This is a genomic window from Chromatiales bacterium (assembly GCA_014762505.1).
In the GTDB taxonomy this organism is placed as follows: domain Bacteria; phylum Pseudomonadota; class Gammaproteobacteria; order SpSt-1174; family SpSt-1174; genus SpSt-1174.
This window is the reverse complement of record JABURS010000033.1, coordinates 35,375-53,501: the sequence shown is the minus strand read 5'-3', so window position 1 is coordinate 53,501 and position 18,127 is coordinate 35,375. Positions and strand designations below refer to the sequence as shown.

Genomic DNA, 18,127 nt, shown 5'->3' with positions numbered 1-18,127 from the left:
TACCCAAGGAGTCCGGCCACGTCATCCCTGCCCCTCCGTGGTCTCGCCGAGGCGGCGGATGAGGGTCTCGTGCAGCCCGTCGAAACTGCCGTTGCTGAGGATCAGCAGGTGATCGCCCGGGGCGGCATGGGCGACCAGGTGCTCGACGATCGCCTCGACACTCGCGCAGACCCTGCCGTGCCCGCCCAGCCCCTCGGCCACGGCGTCCAGCGACCAGCCGAGTCCCGGCGGGGCGTAGAGCAGCACCTCGTCGGCCCCGGCCAGGGCCGGGGCAAGGCTGTCCCGGTGCACGCCCATGCGCATGGTGTTGGAACGCGGCTCCAGCACGGCGACGATGCGCTCCCCGCCCACCCGTGCCCGCAGCCCGGCCAGGGTGGTGCGGATCGCCGTGGGGTGGTGGGCGAAGTCGTCGTACACGCGTACCCCGCCGACCTCGGCGCGCAGCTGCATGCGTCGCTTGATGCCGGCGAAGTCGCCCAGGGCATCGACGGCATGCTGGGCCGGCACCCCGGCATGGCGGGCGGCGGCGATCGCCGCCAGGGCGTTCATCATGTTGTGCTCGCCGATCAGCGCCCAGTCCACCGTCCCCACGTCCTTGCCATGCTGCAGCACCCGGAAGCGCGAACCGTCGGCCGCCAGCGGTTCGGCCTGCCACTCGCCGCGGTCGATGGCAAAGCCCTCCACCGGGGTCCAGCAGCCGCGCGCCAGGGTATGCTCGAGGTTGTCATCCATGGCGTTGGCCACGATCAGCCCCTCGCCGGGCACGGTGCGCACCAGGTGATGGAACTGGCGCTGGATGGCCTCGAGATCGTCGAAGATGTCGGCATGATCGAACTCGAGGTTGTTCAGCACCAGGGTGCGCGGGCGGTAGTGCACGAACTTGGAGCGCTTGTCGAAGAAGGCCGTGTCGTACTCGTCGGCCTCGACCACGAAGAACGGCCCCTCGCCCAGGCGCGCGGAGACGCCGAAGTTCTCCGGCACCCCGCCGATGAGAAACCCGGGGGCCAGCCCGGTGGCCTCGAGGATCCAGGCCAGCAGGCTGGCGGTGGTGGTCTTGCCGTGGGTGCCGGCCACGCCCAGCACCCAGCGGTCCCTCAGGACGTGTTCGGCCAGCCACTGGGGGCCCGAGGTATAGGGGATGCGGCGATTGAGCACATGCTCCACGGCCGGGTTGCCGCGCGACATCACGTTGCCGATCACCACGCAGTCCGGCACCGGGTCGAGATGGGCGGGCTCATAGCCCTGGAAGATCTCGATGCCCAGGGCCTCGAGCTGGGTGGACATGGGCGGGTAGACATTGGCGTCCGAGCCCGTCACCTCGTGACCGGCTGCCCTGGCCAGGGCCGCGATGCCGCCCATGAAGGTGCCGCAGATGCCGAGGATGTGGATGTGCATGTCCTAGCCCTCCGTCCCGCCGAGCTGACCCGAGGGAAAGGCCGCCTGCATGACGACCCAGCTCACCACGAAATAGCCCAGCGCCACCCCCAGGCCCGTCCAGCGCGACCGCAGCGACAGGGCGTGGGTGAAGACGAAGCCGTAGACGGCCACAATCCAGCCCACCAGCACCCAGTAGACCAGGGCCGCGAAGGCGGCCTCCTCACCGGAGATGACGGCACGGTAGAGGTGGAAGACGATGGGCAGGGCCACCAGCCCCATGACCAGGCCGCTGGCGGCCAGGGCCAGGACGGTCTGCAACCAGCGGGCGAGCAGGCCGCGCCAGGCCAGCAGGGCGGCGGTGAGGCCGAACAGCAGGGCCACGTCCAGCATTGCCGACAGCAGTGCCAGGCCGGGCGGGTACAGCGGCCAGGCCATGGCGGCGCCGACGGCGAAATAGCCCAGGGTGGCGATGACGAGCCAGGCCGGCGAGGCCGGCAGGTCCTGCGGACCGCGGCTCATCACGCAGAGTTCGAGAAAGGGGCGGATGGTGGCGTACATGACTGGGTTGGCGCTTGCGGATGACGGTCGCTGGGGGTGATGGCAACAGGCCTCAAGCATAGCATGCCGGCCCGCCGCCCCGGCGTCAGCCGCCCGACTCGATGCGCTCCAGCTCGCGTAGCAGGTCGTCTTCCTCCGACCGCGGCGGATTGCCGTCATAAATCAGGTATTCGCGGCGATCGAGATAGCCGTTGCGGATGGTGATGTAACGGTCGAAGGCCACCTCGTCCACCCGCTTCTCGACATCGAGCAGGTCGGCACGGATGTCGATGGCCCGCAGCACCGCGAGCGACCACACCAGCGTCTCGTCGTCCACCGCGCGCAGCGGATGCGTATAGCCGTCCACCAGGCGCCCGCCGGTATCGCGCAGGGTGCTCGGACCGAGGATGGGCAGCACCAGGTAGGGGCCGGTATCCACGCCCCAGACCCCGAGGGTCTGGCCGAAGTCCTCGTTGCTCTTGGGCAGCCCCATGTGCGAGGCCACGTCGAACAGCCCGCCGATGCCGAAGGTGGTGTTGTAGACCACGCGGTTGATGTCCTGCAGGGAGCGCAGGAACTTGCCCTGCAGGGCATTGTTCAGTGCGTTGGGGATGTCACCGAGGTTGGAAAAGAAATTGGAGACGCTGTCATCCACCGCCTTGGGCGTGATGGCGCGATAGCCCTTTGCAGCCGGCTTGAGCACGGCGCGGTCCACCGCGTCGTTGAACTCGAACATCGCGCGGTTGTAGCCCTCCCAGGGGTCGCGCGGGTCGGGCGTGCCCCGAACGGTGGCACAGCCCGACAGGCCGAGCGCCAGCAGGCCGATTGCCAGGCGGCGCCAGACTCGCCACTGCCTCACCCGCCGATCCCCGCTCAGCCGCGACGGTTGGCCGCGATGCGCATGCGCAGGGCGTTGAGCTTGATGAAGCCCTCCGCGTCCTTCTGGTTGTACGCGCCGGCGTCGTCCTCGAAGGTGGCGATGCTCTCGTCGAACAGGCTGTCGCGCTCGGACTTGCGACCGACCACGGTGACGTTGCCCTTGTAGAGCTTCACGCGCACCACGCCGTTCACATGTGCCTGCGAGGCGTCGATCATGGCCTGCATCATCTCCCGCTCCGGGCTCCACCAGTAGCCGTTGTAGATGAGGCTGGCGTAGCGCGGCATGAGCTCATCCTTGAGATGCGCGACCTCGCGGTCCAGCGTGATGGACTCGATGGCGCGGTGGGCCGGCAGCAGGATGGTACCGCCGGGGGTCTCGTAGCAGCCACGCGACTTCATGCCCACGTAGCGGTTCTCGACGATGTCCAGGCGACCGATGCCGTTGGCACCGCCGATCCTGTTCAGGGTCTCGAGCACGGTGGCCGGGCTCATGCGCTCGCCGTTGATCGCCACCACGTCGCCCTTTTCGAAGCTGAGCTCCAGGTAGGTCGGCTCGTTGGGGGCATTCTCCGGCGAGACGCTCCAGCGCCACATGTCCTCTTCCGGCTCGGCCCAGGGATCTTCCAGGATGCCGCCCTCGTAGGAGATGTGCAGCAGGTTGGCGTCCATGGAGTACGGCGACTTCTTGCCGCGCTTCTGCTCGATCGGGATCTGGTGCTGCTCGGCGTAGGCCAGCAGCTTCTCGCGGGAGGTGAGGTCCCACTCGCGCCAGGGGGCGATCACCTGGATGCCGGGCTTGAGGGCATAGGCGCCCAGCTCGAAGCGCACCTGGTCGTTGCCCTTGCCGGTGGCGCCGTGGGAGATGGCGTCGCCGCCGGTCTCGTTGGCGATCTCCACCAGGCGCTTGGCGATCAGCGGGCGCGCGATCGAGGTGCCGAGCAGGTACTCGCCTTCATAGATGGTGTTGGCACGGAACATCGGGAACACGTAGTCGCGCACGAACTCCTCGCGCAGGTCCTCGATGTAGATCTCCTTCACGCCCATGGCCTCGGCCTTGGCGCGGGCCGGCTCGACCTCCTCGCCCTGACCGATGTCGGCGGTAAAGGTGACGACCTCGCAGTCATAGGTCTCCTGCAGCCACTTGAGGATGACCGACGTATCCAGCCCGCCAGAATAGGCGAGCACCACCTTGTTGATCGAAGACTGCGCCATGGAGTGTTCCCCGGGTAATCGCGTGTGTTGTTCGGCCCGCCGAACGGCGGACATGAAAGCCCGGGATTATACGGGAAAAGCGTCGCGCTTGCGCCTACTCTGCCGCAGGCGGCGGTTCGGTGCGCAGACCACCCGGGAAGACCACGCCGACGTCGGCCTTCGCCTCGCCGTCCATGGCCTCACCATCGTTCTGCGGGACCGGCGGCGAGACGGCCAGCGGCTCGGGTGTGGCGACAGGATCGCCATCGTCCGCCTTGCCGTCATCGCCCACGGAGTCTTGCAGTGGTGCGGGCTCGGGTTCGGCAATCGCGGTGATCTCGGCACTGCCGCCGGCCTCTCCGGGCAGACGGATGCGCACCGTCTCGTTGCGCCCGCCGCTGAGGATGCGGTACCTGAGTTCGCGCCGGCGCGCCTCGCGTTCCGCGCTGTCGGGGGGCGGTGCCGCGGCCTCCACCTCGGGAGGTGACTCCGCCTCGGGCATGACGAAGGCCACGGTGGCCGGCGGCGGCAAGTCGTCGAGACAGTCACGGAAGGTGGTCAGCGCCGCCAGGAACCGGATCGGTGAGATCGCCACCTCGATACGGCGTGACGGCTGCGTCCAGTCGTCATAGCTCAGCACCGGGACGCGCCCGGCCTCCAGCTCCAGCAGCAGGCGCAGGGCCGCATCCTGCGCCACCAGCATGGAGGGCCGCCCGCTCACCAGCGGCAGCTCGCCCAGCAGCTCGGCCTGTGCCCCTGCGCGCCAGGATGGCGCCTCCGTACGCACCGACACCGGTATCTCCCGCGACGGGCCATGGTGCGCCGTGAGCCGGAATTCCAGCGCCCCGCCCGCTTCCTGCAGGAAGCGCACCTCGCCGTAGCGCGGGATCACCTGTCGCACCACGCAGCGCGCCCCGCCACGCTCGACCGTCCAGTCCGCCTTGTCGAAGCGGGCCTCGTAGCGCTGCGCCGCGGCCTGGGCGCAGAGCGGCAATAACATGATCAGGAGAAACAGGGTGCGCATGGGTCAATACCTCTGGCAGGTTAGCGGCCCCGGCGACCCAGGCTTTAGCCCGGCACGATCATCCCGCCTGCCGGCGTACAAGCCCCCCGGCAACATATGCTAGGGTGCTGTTCTTAAACAAGAATCACAAGGAGCCTCCATGCCCCTGCCGCCCGGACAGACCCTGAAACGCCTGGCCAGCCTGCTGGCCCTGCCCCTGCTCTTTGCCTGCTCGGCGGAGACGCCGGAGGACGGCGAGGCGCGCGTGGACAAGGTGGCACCCGTGGCCATCAGCCCGCAGAGCATTCGCGAGGAAGGCGAGCTGGTGGTGATCACGCGCAACGCGCCGACCACCGTATACGAGGATCGTGACGGCCTGAACGGCTTCGAGTACCGGCTCACGGCGGCACTCGCCGAGTCGCTGGGGGTGCCGGTACGCTACCGTTACGTCGACAGCGTGGAGGCGGTGCTGGCCGCGGTGGAACGCGGCGAGGGCCACCTTGCCGCCGCCGGGCTCACCCGCACCGCGCAGCGCGCGGCGCGCTACCGCTTCGGCCCCAGCTACCAGCAGATCCAGCAGCAGGTGGTCTGCCACCGCCAGGGCTTCGTGCCGGACAGCATCGCGGAACTGCCGCAGGCCTCGCTGATGGTGATCGGCGAGAGCAGTTACGTGGAGCGGCTGGAGGAACTGAAACAGGACCACCCCGAGCTGACCTGGAAGGTGACCAACCGCTACTCCACCGAGGAAATCTTCCAGCGCGTGGCGGACGGCAAGCTGGACTGCACGGTGGCGGACTCGAACATCGTGATGATCAACCGGCGCTACCTGCCCGAGCTGATCGTGCCCTTTGCCATCTCCGAGGAACAGCCGCTGGCCTGGGTACTGCCGGAAGGTGCCGAGGCACTGGGCGCCTACCTGGAGGAATGGTTTGGCAGGATCGAGGCCGACGGCACCCTGGCGCGCGCCTACCACCGCAGCTACGGCCACATCGACACCTTCGACTACGTCGACCTGCGCGCCTTCCAGCGCCGGCTGGAAGACCGCCTGCCGCAGTACCGCCGCCTGTTCGAAAAGGCCGCCGCGGCGCAGGACATCCCCTGGACCATACTCGCCGCCCAGGCCTACCAGGAATCCCACTGGGAGCCGGCGGCACGCAGCCCCACCGGGGTACGCGGCATCATGATGCTCACCCTCATCACCGCCGAAGAGGTGGGCGTGGACAACCGGCTCGATCCGGCACAGAGCATCGAGGGCGGCGCACGCTATCTCGCCAACCTGATGCAGCGCCTGCCCGAGGAGATCCCGGAACGGGACCGCATCTGGTTCGCACTCATGGCCTACAACATCGGCATGGGGCATCTGTACGATGCCCGCTCACTGGCGCGACGCCTGGGCAAGGATCCGAACAGCCTGGTGGAGATGAAAGAGGTGCTGCCGCTGCTTTCACGCAAGGAGTACTACACGACACTGCGCTACGGCTACGCCCGGGGTACCGAGCCCGTGCGCTACATCGACCGCATCCGCGACTTCGTCGACATCCTCGAACGTCACCTGGCCAGCGAGCGGCAGGCCTGAGTGAGGGGCAGGTAAGGCAGACGGCGGCAGGGCCGCAACCGGCCCCGTCGCGCCCCGGTGGTCAGTCCGGATCGTAGCCCAGGTTCGGCGCCAGCCAGCGCTCGGCCTCGGCGAGGCTCATGCCCTTGCGCCTCGCGTAGTCCTCGACCTGGTCGCGGTTGATGCGGCCGACGGCGAAGTAGCTCGACTGCGGGTGCGAGAAATACCAGCCGGACACGGCGGCCGTGGGCACCATGGCGAAGCTCTCGGTGATCGAGATGCCGGCGTTCTCCACCGGGTCGATCAGCTCCCACATCAGGGCCTTCTCGGTATGGTCCGGACAGGCGGGGTAACCCGGCGCCGGCCGGATGCCCTTGTACTCCTCGCGGATCAGGGCCTCGTTGTCCAGCGTCTCGTCCTTGGCATAGCCCCAGTACTCTCGGCGCACGCGCAGGTGCAACACCTCGGCGAAGGCCTCCGCCAGGCGGTCGGCCAGGGCCTTGAGGAGTATCGCATGGTAGTCGTCATGCGCGGCCTCGAAACGCTGCACGTGCTCGTCGATGCCGATCCCGGCGGTGACGGCGAAGGCGCCGATGTAATCGGCCAGGCCCGTCGCCTTCGGCGCGACGAAGTCGGCCAGGCAACGGTTCGGCTTGCCGGCCGGCTTCTCGGTCTGCTGGCGCAGGTGGTGCAGCACCATCTGCACCTCCTCGCGCGTGTCGTCGGCATAGAGTTCGATGTCGTCGTCGCCGATGCTGTTGGCCGGGAAGAAGCCGATCACGGCGCGGGCCCTGAGCCAGCGCTCGTCGATGATGCGCTGCAGCATGTTCTGTGCATCGTCGAAGAGCTTCTTCGCCTCCACGCCGCGCTCGGCATCGTCGAAGATCTTCGGGTAGGAACCGCGCAGCTCCCAGGCATGGAAGAAGGGCGTCCAGTCGATGTAGTCGACCAGTTCGGCCAGCGGGAAGTCGTCGAACACCCGGATGCCGGTGAAGGCGGGCTTGGGCGGCGCATAACCTTCCCAGTCTATCTTCACCTTGTTGGCGCGCGCCTCTTCGAGCGTCAGCCACTTCTCGCTGCGGCGGCGCTTGGCGTGGTTCTCGCGCACCTGCTGGTATTCCTCTCGCAGCTGGGCGGTGTACTTTTCCTTCAGGCCCTCGCTGGTGAGGCTTTGCGCCACGCCCACCGCGCGGGAGGCATCCTTCACCCACACGGTGGGGCCGCGCGTATAGCTCGGCTCGATCTTCACCGCGGTGTGCGCACGCGAGGTGGTGGCCCCACCGATCATCAGCGGCAGGCTGAATTCCTGGCGCTCCATCTCTTTCGCAAGATGCACCATCTCGTCGAGCGACGGCGTGATGAGACCGGACAGCCCAATGAGGTCGACATCGTGCTCCTTCGCCGCATCGAGGATCTTCTGCGCCGGCACCATGACGCCGAGGTCGATGACCTCGAAGTTGTTGCACTGCAGCACCACGCCGACGATGTTCTTGCCGATGTCGTGCACATCACCCTTCACCGTGGCCATGAGCACCTTTCCCACGGCACGGGCGCCCTCTTCCTTTTCGGCCTCGATATAGGGGATGAGGTGCGCGACGGCCTTCTTCATCACGCGCGCGGACTTCACCACCTGCGGCAGGAACATCTTGCCCTCGCCGAACAGGTCGCCCACCACGTTCATGCCGTCCATCAGCGGCCCCTCGATCACCTCGATCGGCCGGGCGAAGGCCAGCCGCGCCTCCTCGGTATCCTCGATGACATAGCTGTCGATGCCCTTTACCAGCGCATGTTCGAGACGCCGTGCCACCGGCCATTCGCGCCAGGACAGGTCCTCTTCGCGCGCCGCGGCGCCACCCTGCCCCTTGTACTTCTCGGCCAGGTCCAGCAGACGCTCGGTGGCATCGTCGCGGCGGTTGAGCACCACGTCCTCCACCGCCTCGCGCAGTTCCTCGGGCAGGTCGTCATAGACGGCGAGCTGGCCGGCATTGACGATACCCATGTCCATGCCCGCCTTGATGGCGTGGTACAGGAACACGGCGTGGATGGCCTCGCGAACGGCGTTGTTGCCGCGGAAGGAGAACGACACGTTGGACACGCCGCCGGAGACCAGCGCGTGCGGAAGGCTCTGCTTGATCTCGCGCGTGGCCTCGATGAAGTCCACGCCGTAGTTGTTGTGTTCCTCGATGCCGGTGGCGATGGCGAAGATATTCGGGTCGAAGATGATGTCCTCGGCCGCGAGCCCCACCTGCTGCGTGAGGATCTCGTAGGAGCGCCGGCAGATCTCGACCTTGCGCTGCTTCGTGTCCGCCTGGCCCTGCTCGTCGAAGGCCATGACGACGACAGCGGCGCCGTACTTGCGCACCAGCCGCGCCTGCTCGATGAATTTCGCCTCGCCTTCCTTCAGGGAGATGGAATTGACGATGCCCTTGCCCTGGATGCGCTTCAGGCCCGCCTCGATGATCTCCCACTTGGAGGAGTCGATCATGATCGGCACGCGCGAGATGTCGGGCTCGGAGGCGAGCAGGTTGAGGAAGGTGATCATCGCCTGCTCGCCGTCGAGCATGCCCTCGTCCATGTTGATGTCGATGATCTGCGCGCCGTTCTCCACCTGCTGGCGCGCGACCTCCAGGGCCTGATCGTAGCGGTCTTCCAGGATCAGACGCTTGAAGGCGGCCGAGCCGGTGACGTTGGTGCGCTCACCCACGTTGACGAACAGCGAGTCCGCCTCGATGTTGCAGGGCTCGAGACCGGACAGGCGGCAGGCCGGCGCCGGCTGCGGGATCCGGCGCGGCGGGTGCTTCTCCACCTGCTCGCGAATCGCACGGATGTGTTCGGGCGTGGTGCCGCAGCAGCCGCCGACGATGTTGAGAAAGCCGCTCTGCGCCCACTCGCCCACTTCCTTCGCCATATCCTCGGCAGAGAGGTCGTAGCCGCCGAACTCGTTGGGCAGACCGGCGTTGGGATGGGCACTCACCGGGCACTCGGCGATGCGCGACATCTCCTCGACGTACTGACGCAGCTCCTTCGGCCCCAGCGCGCAGTTGAGCCCGATGGACAGCGGCTTGGCGTGGCGCAGCGAGTTGTAGAAGGCCTCGGTGGTCTGGCCCGAGAGGGTGCGGCCGGAGGCGTCGGTGATGGTACCGGAGATCATCACCGGCAGGCGCAGGCCGTGACGGTCGAAGTATTCCTCCAACGCGAACACGGCCGCCTTGGCATTGAGCGTGTCGAAGATGGTCTCGATGAGCAGGATGTCCACCCCGCCCTCGACCAGGCCGTGGATGGCCTCGAGATAGGCCTCGACCAGGGCATCGAAGGTGATGTTGCGCTTGCCCGGGTCGTTCACGTCGGGCGAGATCGAGGCCGTGCGGCTGGTCGGACCGAGGATGCCGGCGACGAAGCGCGGCTTGTCCGGATTCTGCGCGGTGGCCGCATCGGCCGCCTCACGCGCGAGGCGCGCAGCCGTCACGTTGATCTCGTGCACCAGATCCTGCATGCCGTAATCGGCCATGGAGATGGAGGTCGCGTTGAAGGTGTTGGCCTCGATGATGTCGGCGCCGACGTCGAGATAGGCCTGGTGGATGCCGCGGATGATCTCGGGCTGGGTGAGCACCAGCAGGTCGTTGTTGCCCTTGAGGTCCGAGGGCCAGTCGGCAAAACGCTCGCCGCGATACTGTTCCTCGGTCAGCTTGTGCCGCTGGATCATCGTGCCCATGGCCCCGTCCAGGATCAGGATGCGCTCGGCGAGGGCCTGATGGAGGGCACTGATACGGGATTCGCGGTCTTGTTCCAGCTGCATGACGGGGTCGCTCGATAACGGTTGTCGTAAAAAGCGGCGATTCTACCACAGCCACCACCGTCGGACCGGGGAAACCCTTCTGCCACAAGGGATTGCGCGTCGCCGGCGGCACCCGCGGCTAAAACCTATTTGTGACAGGGTTATTGATCTGGATCAAAACCCGCCGTCCGAAGCCGCGTTAACCTGCATCCACGGTTTCGACATCCCGAGAACATCAGAGGACAACGACCATGCAACTCATCCTGAACGACCCGGCCGCCTGGGGCAGCATCGTCGCCCTGGTACTGCTCTTCGGCATCGGCAGCTACTACATCGTGCGTTTCCTGAAGAGCGGCCACCGCTAGGCAAGATTCCTTCCATGTCCCGGGCCCCTCCAGTCCGGGAATGCCACCACCTCCGTGATTGGCAGTCTGTGGGTTTGACGGGGCGAAAGCCCCGTCCTTTATCACTACTCCCCGTATCGTCCCGATTCCGCCGTTTGTGATGCCCTGCATTTCGGGCCCACCGGGCCTGTGCTAGAGTCGTTGACACTGCTCGAGCATGGCCCGACATGAAACGACTCAGCTTCTACGCCACCCTGCCGCATGACTGCAATTACCGTCCGGACCAGCTGGCGGTAAGCGCCGTGGCCGACCCGCGCGCGCAGATGAGCACGGCGGTCTACGGCGACCTGATCGCCCGCGGCTTTCGCCGCAGCGGCGAGCACGTCTATGCCCCGCATTGCCCGAGCTGCCGCTCCTGCATCCCGACCCGTGTAGCGGTGGAACGCTTCAGCCCGAACCGCAGCCAGCGCCGCAACCTCCGGCGCAACGCCGACCTCGGCGTGTTCCGCATGCCGGCACGGGCCGACGACGAGTATTTCGCCCTCTACGAACGCTATCTACAGGGCCGCCATCCCGGTGGCGGCATGGACGACCCCACGCCGGAGACCTTCGAGAACTTCCTGGTCTCGGACTGGTGCGACACGCTGTTCGTGGAATTTCGCGAAGGCAAGCGACTGCTGGGGCTGGCCGTCACCGATCTGCTGCCCAACGGGCTGTCGGCGACCTATACCTTCTCCGACCCCGAGGACGGCATCGCACGCGGGCTCGGCACCTACGCCATCCTCTGGCAGATCGAGGAGGCCCAGCGCCGCCACCTGCCGCATCTCTATCTGGGCTACTTCATCCCGGAATGCGGCAAGATGAACTACAAGCACCGCTTCCGCCCCGTCGAGGGCCTGATCGAGGGCGAGTGGCAGGAGATCCTCCCCAGCTAGCCGGGGCTGCCGCCATCGTCCACGTCGACCGGGCCACCCTCGCCCGATTCCTGACCCTGCTCGGTTTCACCCTCCGCGAACCAGGCATCGTCGAAGCCCTCCTCGTGCAGAAACAGCACCAGCCAGACCATGAGCGAGACCAGGGCGAGCGCCACCAGCAGCGGCAGGATGACAGACAGCAGCCAGGCCTTGCTGGACAGGTCGCTGAACCAGAAGGCCAGACCGCCCAGCACCAGCATCGAGATCGGAAAACGCCATCTTCGCATCGCCACACCTCCCTGAGCGGCCACCCTCAGGCCGCATCGCTTTCCTTGGATACCAGACGATAGCCGCCCGACCGCACGTCGTGCAGCAGTTCGTCCACCTCGTCGTCCGGCACCTGTATCATCTCCAGCGCCAGGCGCCCGAGACGCAGGCTGCTCTCCATCGCCTCCGGGAAGACGTGCGTGGCACCCTCCTCGGTGAGCCGGGTCACATCCTCCAGCGTGCGCCCGCGCGCCACGATGGGCAGGTTGGGAAACCGCATGCGGATGTGCGAGATGGCGTTCAGGCTGGCCGCCACCTTGTCGATGGTCAGCACCACCAGCGCGGCACGGCCGACGTGCGCCGCCTCCAGCAGGTCCGGGTCGCTGATATCGCCGAAATACACGGGAAACCCGTCGCGCTGCCCCTGGGCCACACGCGCGGGATCGGTATCGAAGGCGACGAAGGGCACCCCGCTGGAATGCAGCAGCACGGCCACCGCATGCCCCACCTGGCCATACCCACCGAGCGCGACCACACGCTGCTCGCCCGCCGCATCCACGGGCTCGAAGGGTGCGGAGTCCTTCACCCGGCGGCGCGCCACCTGCCGGCCGAGGGCATCGCCGAGGCGCACCATCAGCGGCGTGGCCAGCATGGTCACCGAGATCACGCCCACGGCGATGACGAAGGTGGCGTCATCGATCACGTTCAGCGCCTTGGCCGCGCCGAACAGCACGAAGCCGAACTCCCCGCCCTGCGCCAGCAGGATCGCCACCCGTGCCGACAGCCCCTGCGCATAACCGAAGGCCAGGGCCAGCAGGAACAGCACCGTGAACTTGATGGCGACGATCACCACGGTGTGCTGGGCGAAGAGCACGGGGTCGGCGGCCAGTGCCTCGAAGTCGATGGACATGCCCACAGCGACGAAGAACATGCTCATCAGCAGGCCCTTGTAGGGCTCGATGGCCGCCTCCACCTGCAGGCGGTAGCGGGAGCCCGAGAGCAGCATGCCCATGAGGAAGGCGCCCAGGGCCATGGACAGGCCGGCCATGTCCATGGCCCAGGCGGCGAGGAACACCGTCATGATGACGAACAGCAGAAAGCCTTCCTTGTTGCCCTTGCGCGCCAGACGGTCCAGCACCCAGGGCAGCACGTAGCGCCCCATCACCCCGATCAGCGCCAGCATGCCGAGCACGATCAGGATCTGCTGCCACAGCGGCACCTCGGAAGACAGCCGCCCGCTGGCCGACATGATGGGCACGATGGCCAGCAGCGGCACGATGGCGATGTCCTGCATCAGCAGCACGGAGAAGGCCGTCTTGCCGTGCGGGCTCGCGATCTCGCCGCGCTCGTGCAGCATCTGCAGCACGAAGGCGGTGGATGACAGGGCGAAGGTGAGGCCGATGAGCAGGGCAGCCTGCCAGCGCTCCTGGTAGAGCAGGAAATAGCTGCCGATGGCCGCCCCCGTGATCAGGATCTGCAGCGAACCGAGCCCCAGCACCTCGCGCCGCATCGCCCACAGCCGGCTCGGCTTCATCTCCAGCCCGATGACGAACAGCAGCATCACCACGCCGAGCTCGGTGAAGTGACGCACCTCTTCCACGTGATCGGTGAGCGAGGGCCCGGGCGAATGCGGACCGACGATGATGCCCGCCACCAGCAGGCCGAGGATGGAGCCCAGCCCGAAATGCTTGAACAGGGCCACGGCGAAGGCCGTGACCAGCAGCAGGATCAGGGCGGAGGTAACGAAACTGTCGAGATGCATCGGTAATGAGGCCCGGCGTCATCGGCCCGTCGGCTACGGGCCTGTCGGTTATCAGGTTACCGCGAATCGGCGCCCGGCGGAAAACCCTCAGCCTGGCAAACGGTGCCGCCGGTGCGACTGCCAGCTCAGCACCAGCAGGGTGAGCGCGGTAATCGGCAGCACGAACCAGAGCATGGCCGCGCTGAACAGCGGCAGCGCGTCGTGCGTGGTCGCAGCCAGGATCAGGAACAGGGTATAGGCCAGGTAGTAGCCGAACAGGGTCCCCCCCTCCCAGCGCGAGATCACACCGCCGGTAAAGAAGATCGGCAGGCAGGCGAAGGCCACCGCGATCATCACCGGCAGATCGAAACCGATCACCGCCGGGCTTACCGGCATGCCACCGGGCGCCGCCAGGGTGGCGATGCCAAGCACCCCCATGAGGTTGAACAGGTTGCTGCCCACCACATTGCCCACGGCGATGTCACGCTCGCCGCGCAGGCTGGCCACCAGCGAGGTGACCACCTCGGGCAGCGAGGTCCCCGCGGCGATGATGGTCAGACCGATCACGAGCTCGCTCACACCCAGCGCCGTGGCGATCGAGACCGCCCCCGTCACCAGCCAGCGCGCCCCCAGCACCAGGGCCGCCAGACCCAGCGCGATAAGGACCAGGTTCACCGGCCAGCTGCCCGTGCTCACCGGGACCTCTTCCCTGCGGGATTCCCGCCGCCCCTGATAGAACAGAAATCCGGTATAGAGAATCAGCCCGGCGACCAGCAGCAGACCGTCGCCCAGGCCCAGACGGCCGTCCATGGCCAGCAGCCAGACCAGTACCGACACGCCGATCATCAGCGGCACGTCCAGGCGGATGAGCTGGCGCGAGACCAGCAGCGGGGTGATCAGCGCCGACAGGCCGAGGATGAACAGCACGTTGAAGATGTTGCTGCCCACCACATTGCCCAGGGCCACCCCCGCCATGTCCGAACGGGCGGCATCCACGCTCACCGCCAGCTCGGGGGCGCTGGTGCCGAAGGCGACCACGGTCAGCCCGATGATCAGCGGCGCCATGCCCAGGCGTGCGGCCAGTCGGGAGGCCCCGCGCACCAGGGCCTCGGCACCCACGATGAGCAGGGCCAGTCCTGCCAGCATGGAAACGGCAGTCAACATGATGACGTCATCCCTCCTGATGCCCATCGCGTCGGGTCATGAAACTTCATCCTCGGCACGATACCGCAGGAACAGCCATTCGCCGGTGAAGATCACCACCAGGCCGGCCAGCGACGCCCACAGCACCAGCATGTCGGACTGGGCCTTCACCACCAGCAGGGCCACGAGCACCACGGCATCCAGCACGATGGCCATCACCAGGATCACGGCACTGGCCTCGATCTCCTGGCGCAGACGGCGCAACACACCCCAGTGGATGAGCATGTCCATGACGAGATAGAAGATGGCACCCAGCGCGGCGATCCGGCTCAGGTCGAAGAACACCGTGAGCAGCATGCCGATGACGATCGTATAGACCAGGGTGTGCCGCTGGATGCTGCCCGGCATGCCGAAGTGACTATGAGGCACCAGCTTCATGTCGGTGAGCATGGCCAGCATGCGCGAGACGGCGAAGACGCTGGCAATCACCCCGGAGACCGTCGCCACGATGGCGAACAGCACAGTGAACCACAGGCCGGCATCGCCGAAGGCCGGGCGCGCCGCCTCGGCCAGGGCGTAATCCCGCGCCGCGACGATCTCGTCCACCGTGAGGTTGCCGCCGATGGCCAACGTGACCAGCAGATACAGCAGCAGGCACAGGCCGATGGCGACGATGATGGCCCGCCCCACGTTGCGGTGCGGATCGATGATCTCGGACCCGCTGTTGGTGATGGTGGTAAAGCCCTTGTAGGCCAGCACCGCCAGGGCGACGCCGGCCAGGAAGCCACCGGCCGTGGTGTCATCGGGCGAGACGGAGACGCTCTCCAGGGACAATCCCGCCACCCACAAGCCGGCCACGGAGAACACCACGATGCCGCCGATCTTGACGAAGGCCATGAAGAAGGAAAACGACTGGATGAACCGGTTGCCCCGTATGTTCACCAGGAAGGCGAAGAACAGCAGGCCCACGCCCAGTGCCGGCACCAGCCAGCTGTCGGGCCCCACATCGAAGAGCTGCAAGGTATAGGTACCGAAGGTGCGCGCGACCAGGCTCTCGTTGATGACCATGGATACGTACATCAGGAGACCGGCCGCCGCCGTGACGGTGCTCCTGCCGTAGGCCTTCTGCAGGAACATGGCAATGCCACCCGCCGAGGGATAGGCATTGGACAGCTTGACGTAGGAGTAGGCGCTGAAACCGGAGACGACAGCCGCCACCACGAAGGCCAGCACGAACCACTCGCGTGCAAGTTCCGCCACCTGACCGGTAAGCGCAAAAATGCCCGCGCCGATCATGACGCCCGTGCCCAGGGCAACGGCGCCCGTCAGCGAGAGGCTGTTCTTTTCGTAACTGGGTGAACGTGACATGGCGACTCCCTGTATCACTACATCCTGCAGGTTAGACGGCATCACTGCAAACAACCGATCATCGCTGCGATCAGGGTCACGCCGACAGCGCCCGCCGGCCGCCGATTGCCGTACAATCTCCCCCTCTTTTACGTGACCATGCCACCCACACCATGCAGTCCATGAAACGCAACGTCTTCCTGCTGGCCTTCGCCCAGGCCATGATGATGACCGGCAACTCGCTCATCGTCGCCACCTCCTCGCTGGTCGGCTTCCTGCTGGCAGAGGACAAGTCGCTGGCCACCATACCGCTGGCCCTGCAGTTCTTCGCCACCATGCTCACCAGCATCCCGGCCTCCTTCGTCATGCAGCGCCTCGGTCGGCGCAACGGCTTCCTGCTCGGCCTGCTGCTGGGCATGCTGGGTGCGGTGGGTGCCGTCATGGCGATACTGCATCACGACTTCTGGCTGTTCTGTCTGTCCACCATGCTTGTCGGCATGTTCAACGGCTTCGCCATCTATTACCGCTTTGCCGCGGCCGATGCGTCCACCGAGGACTACCGGGCACGCGCCATCTCCTACGTGCTGGCCGGCGGCGTGGTGGCCGCCTTCCTCGGTCCCAACCTCGCCAACTGGACCAACGGCCTCATGGGCACGCCGGAGTTTGCCGGCAGCTACGCCACGCTGCTGGGGGTGTACGCCCTGTCGGTGCTCGCCCTGTTCTTCCTCGACATCCCCCGCCCGAGCCGACAGGTGGTCCGGGCCCATGGTCGCCCCCTGCTCACGATCGCCGGCCAGCCTGCCTTCATCGTCGCGGTGCTGGCCGGCATGCTCGGCTACGGCATCATGGTGCTGGTGATGACGGCCACGCCGCTGGCCATGAAGGGTCATGCCCACGACTTCAGCGACACGGCCTTCGTCATCCAGTGGCACGTGTTCGGCATGTTCGCGCCATCCTTCCTCACCGGCACGCTCATCCAGCGCTTCGGTGTGCTCAACGTGCTGCTGTGGGGCGCCCTGCTGAACCTCGCCTGCGTCGGCATCAACTTCCTCGGTACCGACGTGTGGCACTTCTGGCTGGCGCTGTTCCTGCTCGGCGTGGGCTGGAATTTCCTCTACATCGGCGCCACCACCTTGCTCACCGAGACCTACACGGAGGCCGAGAAGGCCAAGAGCCAGGCGCTCAACGACTTCATCGTCTTCACCACCGTCACCCTGGCCTCGCTCTCGGCCGGCTGGCTGCAGCATCACCATGGCTGGCAGGCGGTGAATGCCGGCGTACTGCCCGCCATCCTCCTGGTGCTGCTGGCGGTGATGTGGCTCAGGCTGCAGCGCCGTGCCTGCACCGTCGGCTGACGCACCTGCGCCGCTTGGCTATAGTGGGCGCATACTGGCCACGGGGCGACGGAGTCCATCCATGAGCACAACCACCGGCATCGTCCTCGGGACCGCCACCTACTGGATCACCCAGACGGCGGTCGCGGTATCGGCCGCCTCGGGCGTGCTGGAGGCCGGGCGCAAGCGCTTCGACCTGTTCGGCATGATCGTCATCGGCCTGGCCGCCGCCATCGGTGGCGGCTCGGTGCGAGACCTGCTGCTCGACCGCCCGGTGTTCTGGGTGCAGGACCAGACCTATCTCGTCGTCGGCATCGTCGCGGCCTTCTTCACCTTCTTCCTCGCCCGCCGCATCCCGCTGCCGCCACGCCTGTTCCTGATCCCGGACGCACTCGGTCTCGCGCTCTACACCGTGGTCGGCACCAAGGTGGCGCTGGCCATGGGCGCGCCCTGGCTGGTGGCGAGTTTCATGGGACTGGTCACCGGGGTGATGGGTGGCATCCTGCGCGACGTGCTGTGCAACGAGGAGCCGGTGGTGTTTCAGGGCACGCTCTACGCCACCCTGGCCTGGGGCGGCGCGCTGGTGCTCATCGCGCTGTACAGCGTCGGGCTGGTCACGCCCTGGCCCGAGCTCGCGGCGGGTACGCTGATCTTCATCGGCCGGCTCGTCGCCATGCGCTGGGAGATCGGCCTGCCGAAATTCCATGCCCGCTGAACGTG

The 18,127-nt window shown here is 66.8% G+C and carries 14 protein-coding genes; 4 read left to right on the top strand and 10 right to left on the bottom strand.

The genetic code is table 11. The features are described 5' to 3' along the window. Positions 1-21: 21 nt before the first annotated feature. The 5 genes from mpl to HUJ28_06170 form a co-directional block, all read right to left on the bottom strand. Positions 22-1,395 carry a UDP-N-acetylmuramate:L-alanyl-gamma-D-glutamyl-meso-diaminopimelate ligase gene (gene mpl / locus HUJ28_06190; GenBank protein MBD3619042.1) on the bottom strand — a complete coding sequence of 458 codons (1,374 nt, stop codon included), beginning with the start codon at positions 1,393-1,395 and terminating at the stop codon, positions 22-24. A gap of 3 nt (positions 1,396-1,398) precedes the next feature. Next, positions 1,399-1,935, bottom strand: a complete 537-nt coding sequence (locus tag HUJ28_06185; GenBank protein ID MBD3619041.1) for a hypothetical protein — start codon at positions 1,933-1,935, stop codon at positions 1,399-1,401. 85 nt (positions 1,936-2,020) lie between these two features. Continuing rightward, on the bottom strand, positions 2,021-2,773 hold the full coding sequence (locus HUJ28_06180) for a VacJ family lipoprotein (protein ID MBD3619040.1): 753 nt from the start codon (positions 2,771-2,773) through the stop codon (positions 2,021-2,023). A gap of 14 nt (positions 2,774-2,787) precedes the next feature. After that, positions 2,788-4,005, bottom strand: a complete 1,218-nt coding sequence (locus tag HUJ28_06175) for an argininosuccinate synthase (GenBank protein MBD3619039.1) — start codon at positions 4,003-4,005, stop codon at positions 2,788-2,790. Positions 4,006-4,099: 94 nt separating this feature from the next. After that, positions 4,100-5,008 carry a hypothetical protein gene (locus tag HUJ28_06170; protein MBD3619038.1) on the bottom strand — a complete coding sequence of 303 codons (909 nt, stop codon included), beginning with the start codon at positions 5,006-5,008 and terminating at the stop codon, positions 4,100-4,102. 139 nt (positions 5,009-5,147) lie between these two features. On the opposite strand from HUJ28_06170, the gene mltF reads away from it, so the two are divergent. Continuing rightward, the gene (mltF, locus tag HUJ28_06165; GenBank protein ID MBD3619037.1) at positions 5,148-6,563 is read left to right on the top strand and encodes a membrane-bound lytic murein transglycosylase MltF; all 1,416 of its coding nucleotides are present in this window, start codon (positions 5,148-5,150) and stop codon (positions 6,561-6,563) included. Between the two features lie 61 nt (positions 6,564-6,624). Here the strand turns inward: mltF and metH are convergent, their stop codons facing one another. Then, positions 6,625-10,338, bottom strand: coding sequence for a methionine synthase (metH, locus tag HUJ28_06160; protein MBD3619036.1), 3,714 nt, complete (start codon positions 10,336-10,338; stop codon positions 6,625-6,627). Between the two features lie 550 nt (positions 10,339-10,888). Between metH and HUJ28_06155 the strand changes: the two genes are divergently transcribed. Next, entirely contained in the window at positions 10,889-11,596 is a 708-nt protein-coding gene (locus tag HUJ28_06155) for an arginyltransferase (protein MBD3619035.1), read from the top strand. Here the strand turns inward: HUJ28_06155 and HUJ28_06150 are convergent. The 4 genes from HUJ28_06150 to HUJ28_06135 all read right to left on the bottom strand — a co-directional run bounded on the left by HUJ28_06150 (position 11,593) and on the right by HUJ28_06135 (position 16,094). Further along, positions 11,593-11,862, bottom strand: a complete 270-nt coding sequence (locus HUJ28_06150; GenBank protein MBD3619034.1) for a hypothetical protein — start codon at positions 11,860-11,862, stop codon at positions 11,593-11,595. The two genes, HUJ28_06155 and HUJ28_06150, sit on opposite strands and share 4 nt — an antisense overlap. Positions 11,863-11,888: 26 nt before the next feature. Further along, complete coding sequence (locus tag HUJ28_06145; GenBank protein MBD3619033.1) at positions 11,889-13,604, bottom strand: cation:proton antiporter; 1,716 nt, start codon at positions 13,602-13,604, stop codon at positions 11,889-11,891. Between the two features lie 87 nt (positions 13,605-13,691). Beyond that, positions 13,692-14,774, bottom strand: a complete 1,083-nt coding sequence (locus HUJ28_06140) for a calcium/sodium antiporter (GenBank protein MBD3619032.1) — start codon at positions 14,772-14,774, stop codon at positions 13,692-13,694. 9 nt (positions 14,775-14,783) lie between these two features. Further along, entirely contained in the window at positions 14,784-16,094 is a 1,311-nt protein-coding gene (locus HUJ28_06135) for an APC family permease (protein MBD3619031.1), read from the bottom strand. Between the two features lie 161 nt (positions 16,095-16,255). On the opposite strand from HUJ28_06135, the gene HUJ28_06130 reads away from it, so the two are divergent. Together HUJ28_06130 and HUJ28_06125 are read left to right on the top strand one after the other, a co-directional pair. Then, positions 16,256-17,428 carry an MFS transporter gene (locus HUJ28_06130; protein MBD3619030.1) on the top strand — a complete coding sequence of 391 codons (1,173 nt, stop codon included), beginning with the start codon at positions 16,256-16,258 and terminating at the stop codon, positions 17,426-17,428. 61 nt (positions 17,429-17,489) lie between these two features. After that, positions 17,490-18,122, top strand: coding sequence for a trimeric intracellular cation channel family protein (locus HUJ28_06125; protein ID MBD3619029.1), 633 nt, complete (start codon positions 17,490-17,492; stop codon positions 18,120-18,122). Positions 18,123-18,127: the final 5 nt, after the last annotated feature.

Bases quoted from the DNA above. Each gene is read 5' to 3' on its own strand.
- mpl (MBD3619042.1), bottom strand. From the start codon at position 1,395: ATGCACATCCACATCCTCGGCATCTGCGGCACCTTCATGGGCGGCATC.
- HUJ28_06185 (MBD3619041.1), bottom strand. From the start codon at position 1,935: ATGTACGCCACCATCCGCCCCTTTCTCGAACTCTGCGTGATGAGCCGC.
- HUJ28_06175 (MBD3619039.1), bottom strand. From the start codon at position 4,005: ATGGCGCAGTCTTCGATCAACAAGGTGGTGCTCGCCTATTCTGGCGGG.
- HUJ28_06170 (MBD3619038.1), bottom strand. From the start codon at position 5,008: ATGCGCACCCTGTTTCTCCTGATCATGTTATTGCCGCTCTGCGCCCAG.
- mltF (MBD3619037.1), top strand. From the start codon at position 5,148: ATGCCCCTGCCGCCCGGACAGACCCTGAAACGCCTGGCCAGCCTGCTG.
- metH (MBD3619036.1), bottom strand. From the start codon at position 10,338: ATGCAGCTGGAACAAGACCGCGAATCCCGTATCAGTGCCCTCCATCAG.
- HUJ28_06155 (MBD3619035.1), top strand. From the start codon at position 10,889: ATGAAACGACTCAGCTTCTACGCCACCCTGCCGCATGACTGCAATTAC.
- HUJ28_06150 (MBD3619034.1), bottom strand. From the start codon at position 11,862: ATGCGAAGATGGCGTTTTCCGATCTCGATGCTGGTGCTGGGCGGTCTG.
- HUJ28_06145 (MBD3619033.1), bottom strand. From the start codon at position 13,604: ATGCATCTCGACAGTTTCGTTACCTCCGCCCTGATCCTGCTGCTGGTC.
- HUJ28_06140 (MBD3619032.1), bottom strand. From the start codon at position 14,774: ATGGGCATCAGGAGGGATGACGTCATCATGTTGACTGCCGTTTCCATG.
- HUJ28_06135 (MBD3619031.1), bottom strand. From the start codon at position 16,094: ATGTCACGTTCACCCAGTTACGAAAAGAACAGCCTCTCGCTGACGGGC.
- HUJ28_06130 (MBD3619030.1), top strand. From the start codon at position 16,256: ATGAAACGCAACGTCTTCCTGCTGGCCTTCGCCCAGGCCATGATGATG.
- HUJ28_06125 (MBD3619029.1), top strand. From the start codon at position 17,490: ATGAGCACAACCACCGGCATCGTCCTCGGGACCGCCACCTACTGGATC.